The organism is Thermomonas carbonis, assembly GCF_014396975.1.
Classification (GTDB): Bacteria; Pseudomonadota; Gammaproteobacteria; order Xanthomonadales; family Xanthomonadaceae; genus Thermomonas; species Thermomonas carbonis.
Genome location: NZ_CP060719.1, coordinates 1,967,244 through 1,980,369, shown reverse-complemented (window position 1 = coordinate 1,980,369; position 13,126 = coordinate 1,967,244). Strand labels below are relative to the sequence as shown.

15 protein-coding genes are annotated in these 13,126 nt (G+C 67.4%); 10 read left to right on the top strand and 5 right to left on the bottom strand.

What is annotated here, in order from left to right; genetic code table 11:
- The first annotated feature begins 47 nt into the window (after positions 1–47).
- The 6 genes from hemA to ppk2 are packed head-to-tail and all read left to right on the top strand — an operon-like array spanning position 48 to position 4,526.
- Positions 48–1,313 carry a glutamyl-tRNA reductase gene (gene hemA, locus H9L16_RS09025; protein ID WP_187551404.1) on the top strand — a complete coding sequence of 422 codons (1,266 nt, stop codon included), beginning with the start codon at positions 48–50 and terminating at the stop codon, positions 1,311–1,313.
- On the top strand, positions 1,310–2,398 hold the full coding sequence (prfA, locus tag H9L16_RS09020; RefSeq protein ID WP_187551403.1) for a peptide chain release factor 1: 1,089 nt from the start codon (positions 1,310–1,312) through the stop codon (positions 2,396–2,398). The genes hemA and prfA overlap by 4 nt, the downstream gene beginning before the upstream one ends.
- 2 nt (positions 2,399–2,400) lie before the next feature.
- Positions 2,401–2,862 (top strand): GNAT family N-acetyltransferase, encoded by a 462-nt coding sequence (locus H9L16_RS09015; RefSeq protein WP_187551402.1) that lies wholly within the window; start codon positions 2,401–2,403, stop codon positions 2,860–2,862.
- A 34-nt stretch (positions 2,863–2,896) separates the two neighbouring features.
- Positions 2,897–3,415 carry a molybdenum cofactor biosynthesis protein B gene (gene moaB / locus H9L16_RS09010; RefSeq protein ID WP_187551401.1) on the top strand — a complete coding sequence of 173 codons (519 nt, stop codon included), beginning with the start codon at positions 2,897–2,899 and terminating at the stop codon, positions 3,413–3,415.
- 2 nt (positions 3,416–3,417) lie between these two features.
- Complete coding sequence (locus tag H9L16_RS09005) at positions 3,418–3,753, top strand: helix-turn-helix domain-containing protein (protein WP_187551400.1); 336 nt, start codon at positions 3,418–3,420, stop codon at positions 3,751–3,753.
- The gene (ppk2, locus tag H9L16_RS09000; protein WP_187551399.1) at positions 3,750–4,526 is read left to right on the top strand and encodes a polyphosphate kinase 2; all 777 of its coding nucleotides are present in this window, start codon (positions 3,750–3,752) and stop codon (positions 4,524–4,526) included. Before H9L16_RS09005 ends, ppk2 begins: the two co-directional genes overlap by 4 nt.
- Here ppk2 and H9L16_RS08995 read toward each other — a convergent pair.
- The 4 genes from H9L16_RS08995 to H9L16_RS08980 form a co-directional block, all read right to left on the bottom strand.
- On the bottom strand, positions 4,516–6,309 hold the full coding sequence (locus H9L16_RS08995) for a tetratricopeptide repeat protein (RefSeq protein WP_187551398.1): 1,794 nt from the start codon (positions 6,307–6,309) through the stop codon (positions 4,516–4,518). The two genes, ppk2 and H9L16_RS08995, sit on opposite strands and share 11 nt — an antisense overlap.
- A gap of 78 nt (positions 6,310–6,387) precedes the next feature.
- Positions 6,388–6,663, bottom strand: coding sequence for an acylphosphatase (locus H9L16_RS08990; RefSeq protein WP_187551397.1), 276 nt, complete (start codon positions 6,661–6,663; stop codon positions 6,388–6,390).
- Between the two features lies 1 nt (position 6,664).
- Positions 6,665–7,222: a TlpA family protein disulfide reductase gene (locus tag H9L16_RS08985; RefSeq protein ID WP_425507263.1), complete on the bottom strand. Its 558-nt coding sequence runs from the start codon at positions 7,220–7,222 to the stop codon at positions 6,665–6,667.
- 14 nt (positions 7,223–7,236) lie between these two features.
- Positions 7,237–8,508 carry a YihY family inner membrane protein gene (locus H9L16_RS08980; protein WP_187551395.1) on the bottom strand — a complete coding sequence of 424 codons (1,272 nt, stop codon included), beginning with the start codon at positions 8,506–8,508 and terminating at the stop codon, positions 7,237–7,239.
- Between the two features lie 87 nt (positions 8,509–8,595).
- Here H9L16_RS08980 and wrbA point away from each other — a divergent pair, with 87 nt between their 5' ends.
- Genes wrbA through H9L16_RS08960 form a run of 4 tightly spaced genes read left to right on the top strand, consistent with a single transcriptional unit; the run spans position 8,596 to position 11,633 of the window.
- The gene (gene wrbA, locus H9L16_RS08975) at positions 8,596–9,189 is read left to right on the top strand and encodes an NAD(P)H:quinone oxidoreductase (protein ID WP_187551394.1); all 594 of its coding nucleotides are present in this window, start codon (positions 8,596–8,598) and stop codon (positions 9,187–9,189) included.
- Entirely contained in the window at positions 9,186–9,527 is a 342-nt protein-coding gene (locus tag H9L16_RS08970; protein WP_187551393.1) for a DUF2069 domain-containing protein, read from the top strand. Before wrbA ends, H9L16_RS08970 begins: the two co-directional genes overlap by 4 nt.
- On the top strand, positions 9,524–11,098 hold the full coding sequence (locus H9L16_RS08965; protein WP_229796609.1) for a tetratricopeptide repeat-containing sulfotransferase family protein: 1,575 nt from the start codon (positions 9,524–9,526) through the stop codon (positions 11,096–11,098). The genes H9L16_RS08970 and H9L16_RS08965 overlap by 4 nt, the downstream gene beginning before the upstream one ends.
- A gap of 43 nt (positions 11,099–11,141) precedes the next feature.
- Positions 11,142–11,633, top strand: a complete 492-nt coding sequence (locus tag H9L16_RS08960) for an asparaginase domain-containing protein (protein ID WP_187551392.1) — start codon at positions 11,142–11,144, stop codon at positions 11,631–11,633.
- Between the two features lie 29 nt (positions 11,634–11,662).
- Here the strand turns inward: H9L16_RS08960 and H9L16_RS08955 are convergent, their stop codons facing one another.
- Entirely contained in the window at positions 11,663–13,075 is a 1,413-nt protein-coding gene (locus H9L16_RS08955) for a M20/M25/M40 family metallo-hydrolase (protein WP_187551391.1), read from the bottom strand.
- Positions 13,076–13,126: the final 51 nt, after the last annotated feature.

Sequence of the window (13,126 nt, the reverse complement as noted above, 5' to 3'; positions counted from 1 at the left end):
CGGATCGGGCCAGCAGCTTATCGCAGGCACCTGAACGGATTTCCCGCATGGCCTTGCACGTCCTCGGCATCAACCACCAGACCGCGCCGGTCAGCCTGCGCGAGCGGGTGGCGTTCGCCCCGGAATCGCTGGGGCCGGCATTGGCGTCGCTGCGTGCGTTGCCGGAGGTGCACGAGGCCGTGCTGCTGTCGACTTGCAATCGCACCGAGCTGTACGCGCATTCGGACGATGACGGCCAGGCGCTGGCCGGCTGGCTGGGCACCCATCCACAGGCCGGCGGCGAACTGACCGCTTACCTCTATCGCCATCGCGATGCCGATGCCGTGCGCCACCTGTTCCGGGTCGCCAGCGGGCTGGATTCGCTGGTGCTCGGCGAGCCGCAGATCCTCGGCCAGGTCAAGCAGGCGTGGTCGGCCGCGCGCGAGGCCGGCGCATTGGGCGGCCAACTGGATCGGCTGTTCCAGCAGGCCTTCGCCACCGCCAAGCGCGCGCGCACCGACACCCGCATCGGCGCGAATCCGGTCTCGGTGGCGTCGACCGCGGTGCGGCTGGCGCAGGAAAGCTTCGCGCGATTGAACGAGTCGACCGTGCTGCTGATCGGTGCCGGCGAGACCATCGAACTGGCCGCGCGGCATCTGGTGGAGGCCAAGGCGCAGCGCCTGCTGATCGCCAACCGCACCCTCGCCCACGCGCAGGAACTGGCCAGCCGCCACGGCGGCATGGCCTTGCCGCTGGCCGAGCTGGACAAGCACCTGGCCGAAGCCGACATCGTCATTTCCGCGACCGCCAGCCGCGCGCCGATCCTGCATCGCACGCAGATCGAGCACGCGCTGCGGCTGCGCCGGCATCGGCCGATGCTGCTGCTCGACCTGGCCGTGCCGCGCGATATCGACAGCGACGTCTCCGGCCTGCGTGACGTGTTCCTGTACACCGTCGACGACCTGGAACGGGCGATCGAGGACAACCGCCGCGGCCGCCGCGAGGCCGCCCAGCAGGCCGAGGCGATCGTCGAACTGCAGACCGCGCGCTTCGTGGAACATTGGCAGGCCAGCGGTCGCCAGCAACCTCTGCTACGCCTGCGGGCGCATGGCGACGCCGCCCGCGCGGACGCGCTGGCCAAGGCTCGCGCGCAACTTGCCGCCGGGATGCCGCCGGAACAGGCGCTGGATCTGCTGGCGCACACCCTGACCAACCGCTTGCTGCATGCGCCCACCGTTGCGCTGCGCGAAGCGGCGCTCGGTGGCGACGGCGACCTCGCCCGCGCCGCGGAGAAGCTGTTCCCGGCTGCGGACACGGATCGCGCCGACGCATGACCCCTGCCCTGCGCCGCAAACTCGACGCGCTGGTGGAACGGCGCGAGGAAGTGGAACGCCTGCTGGCCGATCCCGCGATCGCCGCCGACCAGCACCGCTTCCGCAACCTGTCGCGCGAGTTCGCCACCCTGCAGCCGGTGGCGGATGCGCTGGCCGCCGAAGCGCAGGCGCGCGCCGACCTCGCCGCCGCAGAGGCGATGCGCAGCGACCCGGAACTGCGCGAACTGGCCGACGACGAAATCGAAGCGGCGACCGCGCGCCTGCAGCAGCTCGAAGGCGAACTGCTGGCGCAGCTGATCCCGAAGGATGCGCGCGACGGCGGCGGCCTGTACCTGGAAGTGCGCGCCGGCACCGGTGGCGACGAGGCCGCGATCTTCGCCGGCGACCTGTTCCGGATGTACTCGCGCTTCGCGGAAGCGCAGGGCTGGCGGGTCGAAGTGGAATCCGCGAATCCCGGCGAGCACGGCGGTTACAAGGAACTCGTCGCCCGCGTGGAAGGCGATGGTGCCTACGCGAAGCTGAAATACGAATCCGGCACGCATCGCGTGCAGCGCGTACCAGCCACCGAATCGCAGGGCCGCATCCATACCTCGGCGGCGACGGTTGCGATCATCGCGATCGAACCCAGCGGCGACACCGACATCGTGATCAATCCCGCGGACCTGCGCATCGATACGTTCCGATCCTCCGGTGCCGGCGGCCAGCATGTCAACAAGACCGAGTCGGCGATCCGCATCACCCACATTCCCAGCGGCGTGGTGGTCGAAAACCAGACCGAGCGCAGCCAGCACGCCAACCGCGACAAGGCGATGAAGCGCCTGCAGGCGATGCTGGCGGATGCCGAACTCGAGAAGCGTACCGCCGCGACCGCCGCGGATCGCAAGCTGCAGGTCGGCAGTGGCGACCGCAGCCAGCGCATCCGCACCTACAGCTACCCGCAGGGCCGGATTACCGACCACCGCGTGGAAGGCCTGACCCTGTACGACCTGCCGAACATCCTGGAAGGCGACCTGGACCCGCTGGTCCTGCGCCTGCAGCAGGAACAGCAGGCAGAAGCACTCGCCCGCCTGGCACAGGAACCATGAGCATGGAAAACACCACGATCTCACGCGCCGGCCCGGCCGACCTCGACGCCCTGGCGATCCTGTTCGACGCCTACCGCAGCTTCTACGGGCAGGCTCCGGACCTGCCACTCGCGCGCCAGTGGCTGCGCGAGCGCCTGCGCTTCGGCGAGTCGGTCGTAATGGTGGCCAAGCGCGGCAATTCGGTCGTCGGCTTCACACAGCTGTACCCGATGTTCTCCTCGGTACGCACCGCGAAGGCCTGGATCCTCAATGATCTGTATGTCGATGCTGCAGCGCGCCGCGGAGGGATCGCCCGCGCATTGCTGGAGGCCGCGGCGAAGTTCGCACGCGAGGACGGCGCAATGGGCATCTCGCTGGAAACCAGCCAGGACAACGCCGCCGCACGCGCGCTGTATCGCGCCGCCGGCTGGAACGAGGACGCCACCCAATGGTATTCGCTGTCGTTCTCCAGGCAGCACCACTGATGCAGCCGGCACGGGGCCGGCCTACACTCGGCGCATGAGCGCTGCCCACGAATTCAAGCCACTGTCGCTGTGCGTGTTGACGGTCTCCGACACGCGCACGGCGGACAACGACACCTCCGGCGACTACCTGTCCGATGCGCTGCGCGACGCCGGCCATCGCCTGCATGAGCGCGCGATCGTGCGCGACGACAAGTACGCAATGCGCGCGCTGGTCTCGCGCTGGATCGCCGATGCCGAGGTGGACGGCATCATCGTCACCGGCGGCACCGGCTTCACCGGCCGCGATTCCACGCCGGAAGCCCTGCTGCCGCTGCTGGACAAGCGGATGGATGGCTTCGGCGAACTGTTCCGCGCGATCAGCTTCGAGGAGATCGGCACCAGCACGCTGCAGTCGCGGGCCTTCGCCGGGCTGGCCAACGCCACCTTCCTGTTCGCGATGCCGGGCTCCACATCGGCCTGCCGCACCGGCTGGGACAAAATCATTGCCGCGCAACTCGACGCACGCACCAGGCCCTGCAACCTCGCCAATTTGAAGCCCCGGCTCAAGGAGTGACGATGGCCCTCGATACCACCCTGCGATTGCTCAGCAAGGCCAGCGGCCTGACCGTGGTCGACATCGCCACCGCCATCCCGCGCGCCGGCGTGAGCACGGTGAATGCCTGGCTGCGTGGCGAGAAACTGCCCGGCAAGGACCAGGTCGACGCGCTGGCGCGCACCTTCGGCGTGCCTGCGGGCGCGCTGCTGTCGGAACTGGCCAGCACCCTCGATCCGGCGCGGACCAAGGGAGAGCACGACCTGCTGGCCGCCTATCGCAGCCTGAACACCCGCCAGCAGGGCGCGCTGCTGGAAGTGGCGCGCAGCATGCAGCCGAGCAGGAAGCCCGCGCGATGAGCAAACTGAAGCGCAAGGACTACGAAGCACTGCTGCAACCGTTGCAGTCCGAACTCGCGCACATGGCGCGCTGGGTGCAGCACGCCGGCCAGCGCCTGGTCGTGGTCTTCGAGGGCCGTGATACCGCCGGCAAGGGCGGCGCGATCAATGCGATCCGCGAACACCTCAACCCGCGTCAGTGCCACGTGGTCGCGCTGCCCAAGCCGACCGATCGCGAAGCCGGGCAATGGTATTTCCAGCGCTACGCCGCGCAGTTGCCCGCAGCAGGCGAGATCACGCTGTTCGACCGCAGCTGGTACAACCGCGCCGGCGTGGAAAAGGTGATGGGTTTCGCCAGCGATGCGCAGGTCGAGGCCTTCCTGCATGCCGCGCCGCAGTTCGAGCAGCAACTGGTCGACGACGGCATCCTGCTGTTCAAGTACTGGCTGTGCTGCGACCAGGAACAGCAGGAAAAGCGATTCGCCGAGCGGCTGGAGGATCCACTCAAGGGCTGGAAGCTGTCGCCCATCGACCTGGAGGCACGCAAGCGCTACCGCGACTACACCCGTGCCCGCGAGGTCATGCTCAAGGCCACCCATACCCGCCATGCGCCGTGGACGCTGGTCGACTTCAACGACCAGAAGCGCGGTCGGCTGGCATTGATCCGCGACCTGCTGGATCGGTTACCCGATACCGCCGTCGACACCCCGAAGATCGAGTTCCCGAAATTGGCCAGCAAGCCCGCGAAGGAACGCTACGGCGTACTGAAGCCGATCCCGCCGTTCAAGGCTTGACCGGCGGCGCCATCGGCGCAACCGGCTTGGCCGACACCGGCGGCCACGGCAACCCGGCCTGCTTCGCCAACGCGGCGTAGCGCGGATCGTCGCGGTAGCGCAGCAGCAGGGCGTCGTAGAGCAGGCTCTGCATGCCCGGGTCGCGCGCCTTCCATGCACGCTGCAACCACTCGAACATCGCGTCGGGTTCGCCACGCACCGCATACACCTGGGCCATCTGGAACGCCCAGCCATCCTCGTATTGTTCGACGGCCTGCACACTGGCATCGGCGATGGCACGATCCGGCCCGATCTGCGCCGCCATGGCCAGCGCGAAGTCGCGCCACTGGCCTGGCGGTTCGGCTTCAGCCGCCTTGCTCGCTGCGGCCGGATCCTTGCGCAAGACCTTCACGATCGCCAGCAGGTGGTGGTTGTAGATGCCCTCTGGCTGCAACTCAATGGCCCTGGCGATTGCCTGCTCGGCTTCGTCCAGCCGACCCAGCGGCATCAGATAGGCCACCAGCCAGCGATACCAGTCGGCGCTGCGTGGATTCAGCTGGAGGGCTTTGCGGGTGAGCTCGACCGCCTGCGCCAGGTCGCCTTGGCTGGCCCGGACCAGACCCAGCATGTAAAGCGCATCGCCATCGTCCGGTGCCAACTCCACCGCGCGCTTGAGCTCGGCCTCGGCACCGCGCCAATCGAAGTCGCGCAGCATCAGCAGGTAGCCGCGCGTGATCCGGGTCGTGGCCTGATCGGGCGCCAAGCGCACTGCTTGCTCGATCGCCGCGTCTGCCTGCTCGTATGCTTGCTCGGCTTCCGCGCCTGACAGACCGCCATTGGAGACGGTGTCGACCAGCATCCGCGCCTTCGAGGCATACGCCAGCGCGTAGTCGGGATCAAGTTCCACGGCACGATCAAATTGCTTGACCGCCTCATCCAGCACCGTGGCGGAACGCGCCTTCATGAAGGCGTCGTAGGCATCGACATTGCCGCTCGGTGGATGGTCGCTTTGCGCCTTGGGCGCGCTCACCGGCTGCAGTTTCGACTTCAAGGCGGTCGCCACCTGCGAGGTGATCTGGTCCTGCAAGGCGAACAGGTCTTTGTACGGCCGATCGTAGTTGTCCGCCCAGAGGGTGCTGCCGTCGGCGGCCTTGATCAGGTTGGCCCTGACCCGGACGATATCGCCGACCCGTTGCACGCTGCCCTCCAGCAGGTGGCTGACGCCGAGCTTGCCGGCGATCGCCTTGGGATCGTCCTTGCTGTCGCGGAACTCGAATGAGGACTTCCGGTTGATCACGCGCAGTCCGTCGATCCGCGCCAGCGCGATGATGAAGCCCTCCGAAAGGCCGTCGGAGAAATACTGCTGGTCCTTGTCGCTGCTCTGGTTCTCGAAGGGCAACACCGCGATCGAATTGCCGGCAGCCGCGACCTGGCCGGCCTGCGCGGGCATGGTGCGCTCGACCAGTCGATCGGTCAGCAACAACACCACCGCGATCGCCAGTACGCCGATGATGACCAGGTCGGTGCGGCGCTTGACCGTGCGCGCATCCGGCGCGTTGTCATCGACCTCGCTCTCGAGCTTGATGCCCTGGCTGGTGAATTCGTAGCGCCAGGAAAACGCCAGCCACAGCGGGAAACCGATCGCTGCGGCGATCAGGAACCAGCGGGTGGCAGATTCGGGTGCGCCGAGCTCCGGACCCAACTGCGCAATGCCCTGCGCCAGCGCCCACACCGAGCCGATGTAGAGGATCGCCGCACGCGGCACATTGCGACGCTTCAATTCCCCGATGAACTTGCCGATCATGCCGCGTCCATTCCGGCCCCTGCCCCGATTCTTGCATAACGAAGGCGCAAGACGGGGCCGGACACGCTCATGTGAAAGTCACCCGATCGCGAAGTCGTTGCGTTTCGTCAACGAATCCACCGGCAAATTCTCACGGAAGACAGTATCGACCCGCGCCAGCGGCGGTCCCGCGTGCAGCCAGCGTTGCAGTGCGTCGATGACGGCGGCATCGCCGATGGCCAGCACTTCGACGCTGCCATCGGCGAGATTGCGAGCGTGCCCGCTCAGGCCAAGTCGCGCCGCTTCATCGCGGGTCGAAGCGCGGAACCACACGCCCTGCACCTTGCCACGAACGATGAACCGCGCCGTCGGCATCTCAGCCTGCCGTGGGACCGCCCGCCGCGGCGATGTCTTCTTCCAGCATCCGCGCGCTGACCGGGCCGGTGTACTTCTTCACCACCGCGCCATCGGGGCCGATCAGGTAGGTGAACGGCAGGCCGCGCGGGGTGTCGAAATCGGCCGGCGGGTTGTAAACATCGATCAGCGCCATCGGATAGACCACCGGATGCTTCACCAGGAAGGCGCGCAACGCGTCCTCGGTGGTGTCTTCGTAGGCCAGGCCGACCACCACGATGTGTTCGCGCATGGCGTCGAGCGCGGACAGCTCCGGCATTTCCTTCAGGCATGGCCCGCACCAGGTCGCCCAGAAATTGACGATGGCCCATTTGCCGCGCTGCGCGGCCAGGTCGAAGGCGTTGCCGTCCAGTGAGGTCACCTTCAACGACGGGAACTTGGCATTGGTCGCGGCGGCCGGTTCGGGCGCAGCGGCCTGCGGCATGGCGACCGGCGCAGCGGCCACCGGTACAGCGGCAGGGGCTTCGCGCTTGCAGCCCGCGGTTGTCGCCAGCGCGATCAGCGCAAGCCGAATGACGATATTGCGCAGCATGCTCACTCTCCGGGAATGCGTTCGTAGACGCAGGACACGCGCTGCTTCAGCAAGTCGCGCAGCGGCATGCGCAGGCCGTTGATCACCTCCATCACCGCGATACCCAGCGCATCGTCGTGATGCGGCAGGTGCGCTTCGGCGACCGGCACGCGCAGGTGCGCGGCCTCGTACAGCTCGCCCAAGGTGACATCATCGAGATCGCGGGCCAGCAGCCATTCTCCACTTTCCGCGCGACTGACCACGTTGATCGCGGCCATCTGCCCCAGCAGGTCCTGGATCAGGCTGTCGGTGAGGATCGGCTCCAGCTGCTGGATCTCGTCGCTGTGCAAGCCCTTGCCGCCCGCGCGCGCCTGCTGGAAGCGACCCAGCATGCGCAGCAGGCCATACAACTCGTAGCCATGCGGCAAGCGCAACGCCACCGGCTGGTAGCGGAACGCGGACATCGACGAGGCGAACGACGCACCGAACAGGATCGAGGTCCAGCCCAGGAAGATCCACAGCATCAGGATCGGCACGAAGGCGATGGCACCGTAGATCTTCTGGTACGAATCGAAGCTGCCCAGGTACAGGGCCAGGCCCGACTTCACGCATTCGAACAGGAACACCGACAAGGCCGCGCCGGCGAACGCATGCCGCCACTTCACCGTGCGGTGCGGCACGACCTTGAAGATCGCGGCGAAGGCGAGCAATTCGATCGCCATCGGCGTCACCCGCAACAGCAGGGCCTCCAGCCAGCGACCGGGAATGGTCTCGAAGATCGCCAGCGCAAAAAACCGGGTGAGCAGCGCCAGGCTGGTGGCGGCGACCAATGCGCCCAGGGTCAGCACGGTCCAGTACACCAGGAATCGGCTGAACTTGGGACGCGCGGTCGGCACCCGCCAGATCCGGTTGAACACCGCCTCCACGCTGGTCAGGGTCACCAGCAACGACACGATCAGCGCCAGCGCGCCAGCGGCGGTGAGCTTGCTGGTGTTGGCGGAGAAATCGGTGAGGTAGCCGGACACCGCCTTCGCCGCGCTGGGCACGAAGTTGGCGAAGATGTAGCTGGTCAGGCTCTCGCTCCACTGGTTGAACACCGGGAACGCCGAGAGCACGCCGAACACCACCATCGACAGCGGCACCAGCGCGAACGCCGTGGTGTACGACAGCGCGCCGGCGGCCTCGAACAGGCGGTCACCGAGGAAACGCTTCAGCACGAAGCGGCCAAAGCTGCCGGCACGCGCACGGTCGCGCAAGCGGTCGCTCCAGCGGTTGAGGGAATCCAGCGGCTCCATCGAGCAAGCCTAACCGATGCCCTGTTCTGGCCGCATGCCGTGTGCCGCATCGCCTATGCTTCACACTCTTTCCCGACGGCGTGCGGCATGCCCGAGATCCTGGTCCTGTACTACAGCCGTGGCGGCTCCGTGGCGCGACTCGCGCGCCAGGTCGCGCGCGGCATCGGCGAAGTTGAGGGCATGCAGGCACGGCTGCGCACGGTACCGCCGGTGGCACCCATCACCGAAATCGCCAGCCCGCCGGAACCCGAAGAAGGCGCGCCCTACGTCGACAAACGCGACCTGGCCGAGTGCGTCGGCCTGCTGATCGGCAGCCCGACCCGCTTCGGCAACATGGCGGCGCCGATGAAGCACTTCATCGACACCCTGGGCGCCGAATGGGCCAGCGGCACCCTGGACGGCAAGCCGGCGGCGGTGTTCACCTCCACCGCGACCATGCACGGCGGCCAGGAATCGACCCTGCTGACCATGCTGGTGCCGCTGCTGCACCACGGCTGCGTGATCAGCGGCATCCCGTTCACCGAACCCGCGCTCAGCACCACCCGCAGCGGCGGCACGCCGTATGGCGCGAGCCACGTCGCCGGGGCGCAGGACGACCCGGAACTGAGCGATGACGAAGCCGTGCTGGCGCGTGCGCTTGGCCGGCGCGTGGCTGATCTCGCCAGGCGGCTGCAGGCATGAGCACGTCGCGCCCGCTGGTCTTCGCGCTGCTCGCACTGGCCGCGTTCTTCATTGTCTGGTTCGCGCGCGATGCGCACCTGCTGACCGGCCTGCTGGTGTTCGCGTTGCCGCCGTTCCTGCTGGCGATCGCCGCGTGGCGTGGTTGGCATCGCGCGGGCTTCGTCGCCGGCGTACTGGCATTGCTGTGGTTCTGCCACGGAGTGATGCTGGCATGGTCCGAACCCGGGCAACGCGCGATGGCCTTGCTGGAAGTCGCGCTTTCCCTCGCCATCATCTATGCCGCCTGCCTGCCAGGCGCGCGCGCGCGGCGCGAGAAGACGTCCGGCAAGGCGGAATGAGCTTCGATCCGCGCATGGCCGGCTTGCCGCCGGCAGTGATCGAGTTGGTGCATGCCGGTGCGCGGGCATTGCGCGACGGCCAGCCGCAGCGCGCGGAGCCGCTCCTGCTGCGAGCCGGTGCACAGGCACCTTCACACCCGGAACCGCTGCGCTACCTGGCGATCCTGCAACTGCACACGCGCCGTGCACCGATGGCGATGCAGACCCTGCAGCGTGCGTTGACCCTCACGCCGGACGATGCGCTGCTGCACTGCGACCTGGGCACCGTGCAGTCCGCATGCGGCGACATCGACACGGCATTGGCCAGTTGGCATCGCGCCTGCAAACTCGAGCCCGCGCAACCGATGCCGTGGTTCAACCTGGGCCGCAATCTGCAGCAACTCGGCCGCACCGATGAGGCCATCGCCGCCCTGCGCGAGGCGATCACGCACGCACCGGACATGTTGCCGGCGAAGATCCTGCTGGGCGACGCGCTGGTGCATGCCGGTCGCTTCGATGAAGCGGTATCGCAGTATCGCGACGCATTGCGCCTGCAGCCCGCCTGCGGCGATGCCTGGCGCGGCCTGTCCAACATCAAGACCCGCGCGCTCGACACCGACGATGCGCGGATGCTGGAAACGCAGCTGCAGCGCCGAGACATCGCCGACAGCGACCGCGTGGCGATAGGCCACGCATTGGGCAAGCTGCACGAAGACCAGGGCCGCCACGCCGATGCGCATGCGGCCTTCATCGCCGCGAATGCCCTGCAAAAGCGCTTGACGCCGTGGAGCCGGCAGGCGTTCGAGCAATTCGTCGCGCGCGCGCTCACGGCAACGGAAGCATTGCCCGCTCCGATCGATGCCGATCTGGGCCGCCAGGTGATCTTCATCGTCGGCCAACCGCGCTCGGGGTCGACGCTGTTCGAGCAGGTGCTGGCAGCGCATCCCGACGTGGAAGGTGCCAGTGAATTGCCATATCTCGGCATCGTCATCCAGCAGGAATCGATCCGACGCGGCGTGGCGTATCCGCAATGGGTGCCGCAGGCCACGGCAGCCGACTGGCATCGGCTGGGCCGCGATTACCTGGCCCGCACCGCACGCTGGCGTGCGCACAAGCCACGCTTCACCGACAAGCTGCCGGAAAACTGGAAGCACGCCGGCATCCTCCGCGCGATGCTGCCCGGTGCCAGCGTCATCGAGACCCGTCGCGATCCGCTGGAAACCGCGTGGTCGTGCTTCAAGCAGCAGTTCTACAGTCAGCCGCATTTCGGCAACGACCTCGGCGACATCGCCGCGCACATCCAGGGCAGCGAACGCGCAATGGATGTCTTCCGCGGGCGAGCGCCGGCGCGAATTCATTTGCATCGATACGAGGATCTGCTGGCCGATCCGGAATCGCGCATCCGCGCGCTGCTGGACGACTGCGGCTTGCGCTTCGACCCGGCCTGCCTGACATCGCACGAGGCGCGGCGGAACGTGCGCACTGCCAGCGCGGCACAAGTGCGCCAGCCGCTGCGCCACGACACCGCCCGTGCGTCCGCGTACGGCGCGCTGCTCGATCCGCTGCGTGCCGCGCTGGAGCAGTCGCGCTGACCGAACGGTGTCGCCGCGAGGAGTTTTGGCGGACAATCCGCGCATGGACAACCTGCTGATCGTCACCACCGGCGGCACCATCGACAAGGTGTACTTCGACGCGAAATCCGACTACCAGGTCGGCGACCCGCAGATCGGACGCATGCTGCAGGAACTCGGCGTGGCGTTCCGCTTCCACGTGATCCCGCTGCTGCGCAAGGACTCGCTGTTCGTGGACGACTCCGACCGCCAGTTGCTGCGCGCCACCATCGCCGCGCAGGACGAAGCCTGCGTGCTGGTGACCCACGGCACCGACAGCATGGTCGAGACCGCCCGCGTGCTCGCAGGCATCGAGGGCAAGACCATCGTGCTGACCGGCGCGCTGAGCCCGGCGCGCTTCGAGGGCTCCGACGCGGAGTTCAACATCGGTTGCGCGGTTGGGGCGGTGCAATCGCTGCCGCCGGGTAGCTACATCGCAATGAACGGGCGCATCTGGGATCCGGCGAAGGTCCGCAAGAACGTCGACGCGAACCGCTTCGAAGCCCTGCAACCGTAACCGCTGACGCCGCGCACCGGGGGTGCCGGTCAGTTCACGACGACCTTCGGTGGCAGGCGGCAGTCAGCCCGCCAGGTGTTCGCGTTCTTGCCCAACTCGGCCAGGAAGGCCAGGCCCAGCTGGGCGAACTTGATGCTGTGCTCGGCGGATTCGCCCATGTTGGCCAGGGTATCGCCGCTCGTGTGGATGTAAGGGAAGTAGCCGTTGCTGTCGCCGGCCTCGAACATCATCGCCGCCGGGTAGCCGGAGGCGGTCCACGATGCGTGGTCGGAGCAGCCGTAGCCGCAGGCGTAGGCGGTGCGGGTCAGGCCGGTCGGCGCCAGGTAGGTATCGAACAGGTCGACCACGAAGTCCTTCAGCCCGGCGTTCGAGTAGTCGGTGATCAGCTGCATGTCATCGACCGCCCCTGACTTGTAGTTGGTCATGTCCAGTTGCAGCACGCCCACCACGTTCTTGCCGCTGTTGCGGAACGATTCCGCGATGGCCCGCGAGCCACGCAGACCGACTTCCTCGGCGGCATAGCCCATGAACTTGACGGTCCGCCTCGGCCGCCAACCGCTGGCCAGCGCCACCCGGATGATTTCGGTCAGGGTGGCGATGCCGGAGGCATCGTCGTCGGCGCCAGGCGCAAGCTGGTTGACGCCCCCGCCGGCGGAATTGATCGAATCCAGGTGGCCGCCGAGCACCACGATCTCGTCGGCGAGCTCGTTCCCCTGGATGGTGAGGATCACCGATGGCTGCGTGGCGCAATTGCCGCACTCGGTGAACAGCTCGGTGCTCACGTCGGTGCGCGCGCCCGCCAACGCCTGCCAGTGGCCGCGAATCCATTCCGCGGAGGACTTGCCGGTCGCACTGGCGTAATAGCGATTCTGGTAGCTCGACAGGTGGTTGATGGTGTCGTAGATGTTGGCCTCGACGACCTGCGGCATCCACAACTGCACGATCGTGGCATTGTCGATGGTGTAGTCCGCAGCCAGCGCCTGCATACCCACCCGCGCTCGATCCGAACGGATGAAGGCATCCGCCTCGCGGCGGCTGCCGAATGCGAAATACCCGCCGCAGCGTGCTTCGACCTCGTGGACGTACTTGCTGACCCGGCTAAGCTGACTCGCGGCGATCTCCGATACCACCAGCGTCTCGCCAACGCTGTCGCGCCGCACCGCCCCGTTGCGTGCGAAGCCGCGAATGCCGTTCCACGTCTTGCGCGAAGTGACGATGTAGACCGGTGCGAACGGGTTCCCGTCCAGGGGCAGCGAAGCCAGGCTTGCATCGACTTCAGCGGCGACATCATGGTGTACGCGAGCATGCCCGGCCTGCGTGCGCTCTGCCGCATGCACGCCGAGCGCAGGGATAGCGTGCGGGCGATGGGTTGCGATCAGCGTGGATGCGCCAAGCAGGGTAGCGCCGGCGAGCACCACCATCATGAGGCCCTGCATCTTCATTCGCACGTCTCCCGCATGACCGGAATGGCCACGCCAAGGGGCAAGTTAGCA

Coding starts and splice junctions, on each gene's coding strand:
- hemA (WP_187551404.1), top strand. CDS start 48: ATGGCCTTGCACGTCCTCGGCATCAACCACCAGACCGCGCCGGTCAGC.
- prfA (WP_187551403.1), top strand. CDS start 1,310: ATGACCCCTGCCCTGCGCCGCAAACTCGACGCGCTGGTGGAACGGCGC.
- H9L16_RS09015 (WP_187551402.1), top strand. CDS start 2,401: ATGGAAAACACCACGATCTCACGCGCCGGCCCGGCCGACCTCGACGCC.
- moaB (WP_187551401.1), top strand. CDS start 2,897: ATGAGCGCTGCCCACGAATTCAAGCCACTGTCGCTGTGCGTGTTGACG.
- H9L16_RS09005 (WP_187551400.1), top strand. CDS start 3,418: ATGGCCCTCGATACCACCCTGCGATTGCTCAGCAAGGCCAGCGGCCTG.
- ppk2 (WP_187551399.1), top strand. CDS start 3,750: ATGAGCAAACTGAAGCGCAAGGACTACGAAGCACTGCTGCAACCGTTG.
- H9L16_RS08995 (WP_187551398.1), bottom strand. CDS start 6,309: ATGATCGGCAAGTTCATCGGGGAATTGAAGCGTCGCAATGTGCCGCGT.
- H9L16_RS08990 (WP_187551397.1), bottom strand. CDS start 6,663: ATGCCGACGGCGCGGTTCATCGTTCGTGGCAAGGTGCAGGGCGTGTGG.
- H9L16_RS08980 (WP_187551395.1), bottom strand. CDS start 8,508: ATGGAGCCGCTGGATTCCCTCAACCGCTGGAGCGACCGCTTGCGCGAC.
- wrbA (WP_187551394.1), top strand. CDS start 8,596: ATGCCCGAGATCCTGGTCCTGTACTACAGCCGTGGCGGCTCCGTGGCG.
- H9L16_RS08970 (WP_187551393.1), top strand. CDS start 9,186: ATGAGCACGTCGCGCCCGCTGGTCTTCGCGCTGCTCGCACTGGCCGCG.
- H9L16_RS08965 (WP_229796609.1), top strand. CDS start 9,524: ATGAGCTTCGATCCGCGCATGGCCGGCTTGCCGCCGGCAGTGATCGAG.
- H9L16_RS08960 (WP_187551392.1), top strand. CDS start 11,142: ATGGACAACCTGCTGATCGTCACCACCGGCGGCACCATCGACAAGGTG.
- H9L16_RS08955 (WP_187551391.1), bottom strand. CDS start 13,075: ATGAAGATGCAGGGCCTCATGATGGTGGTGCTCGCCGGCGCTACCCTG.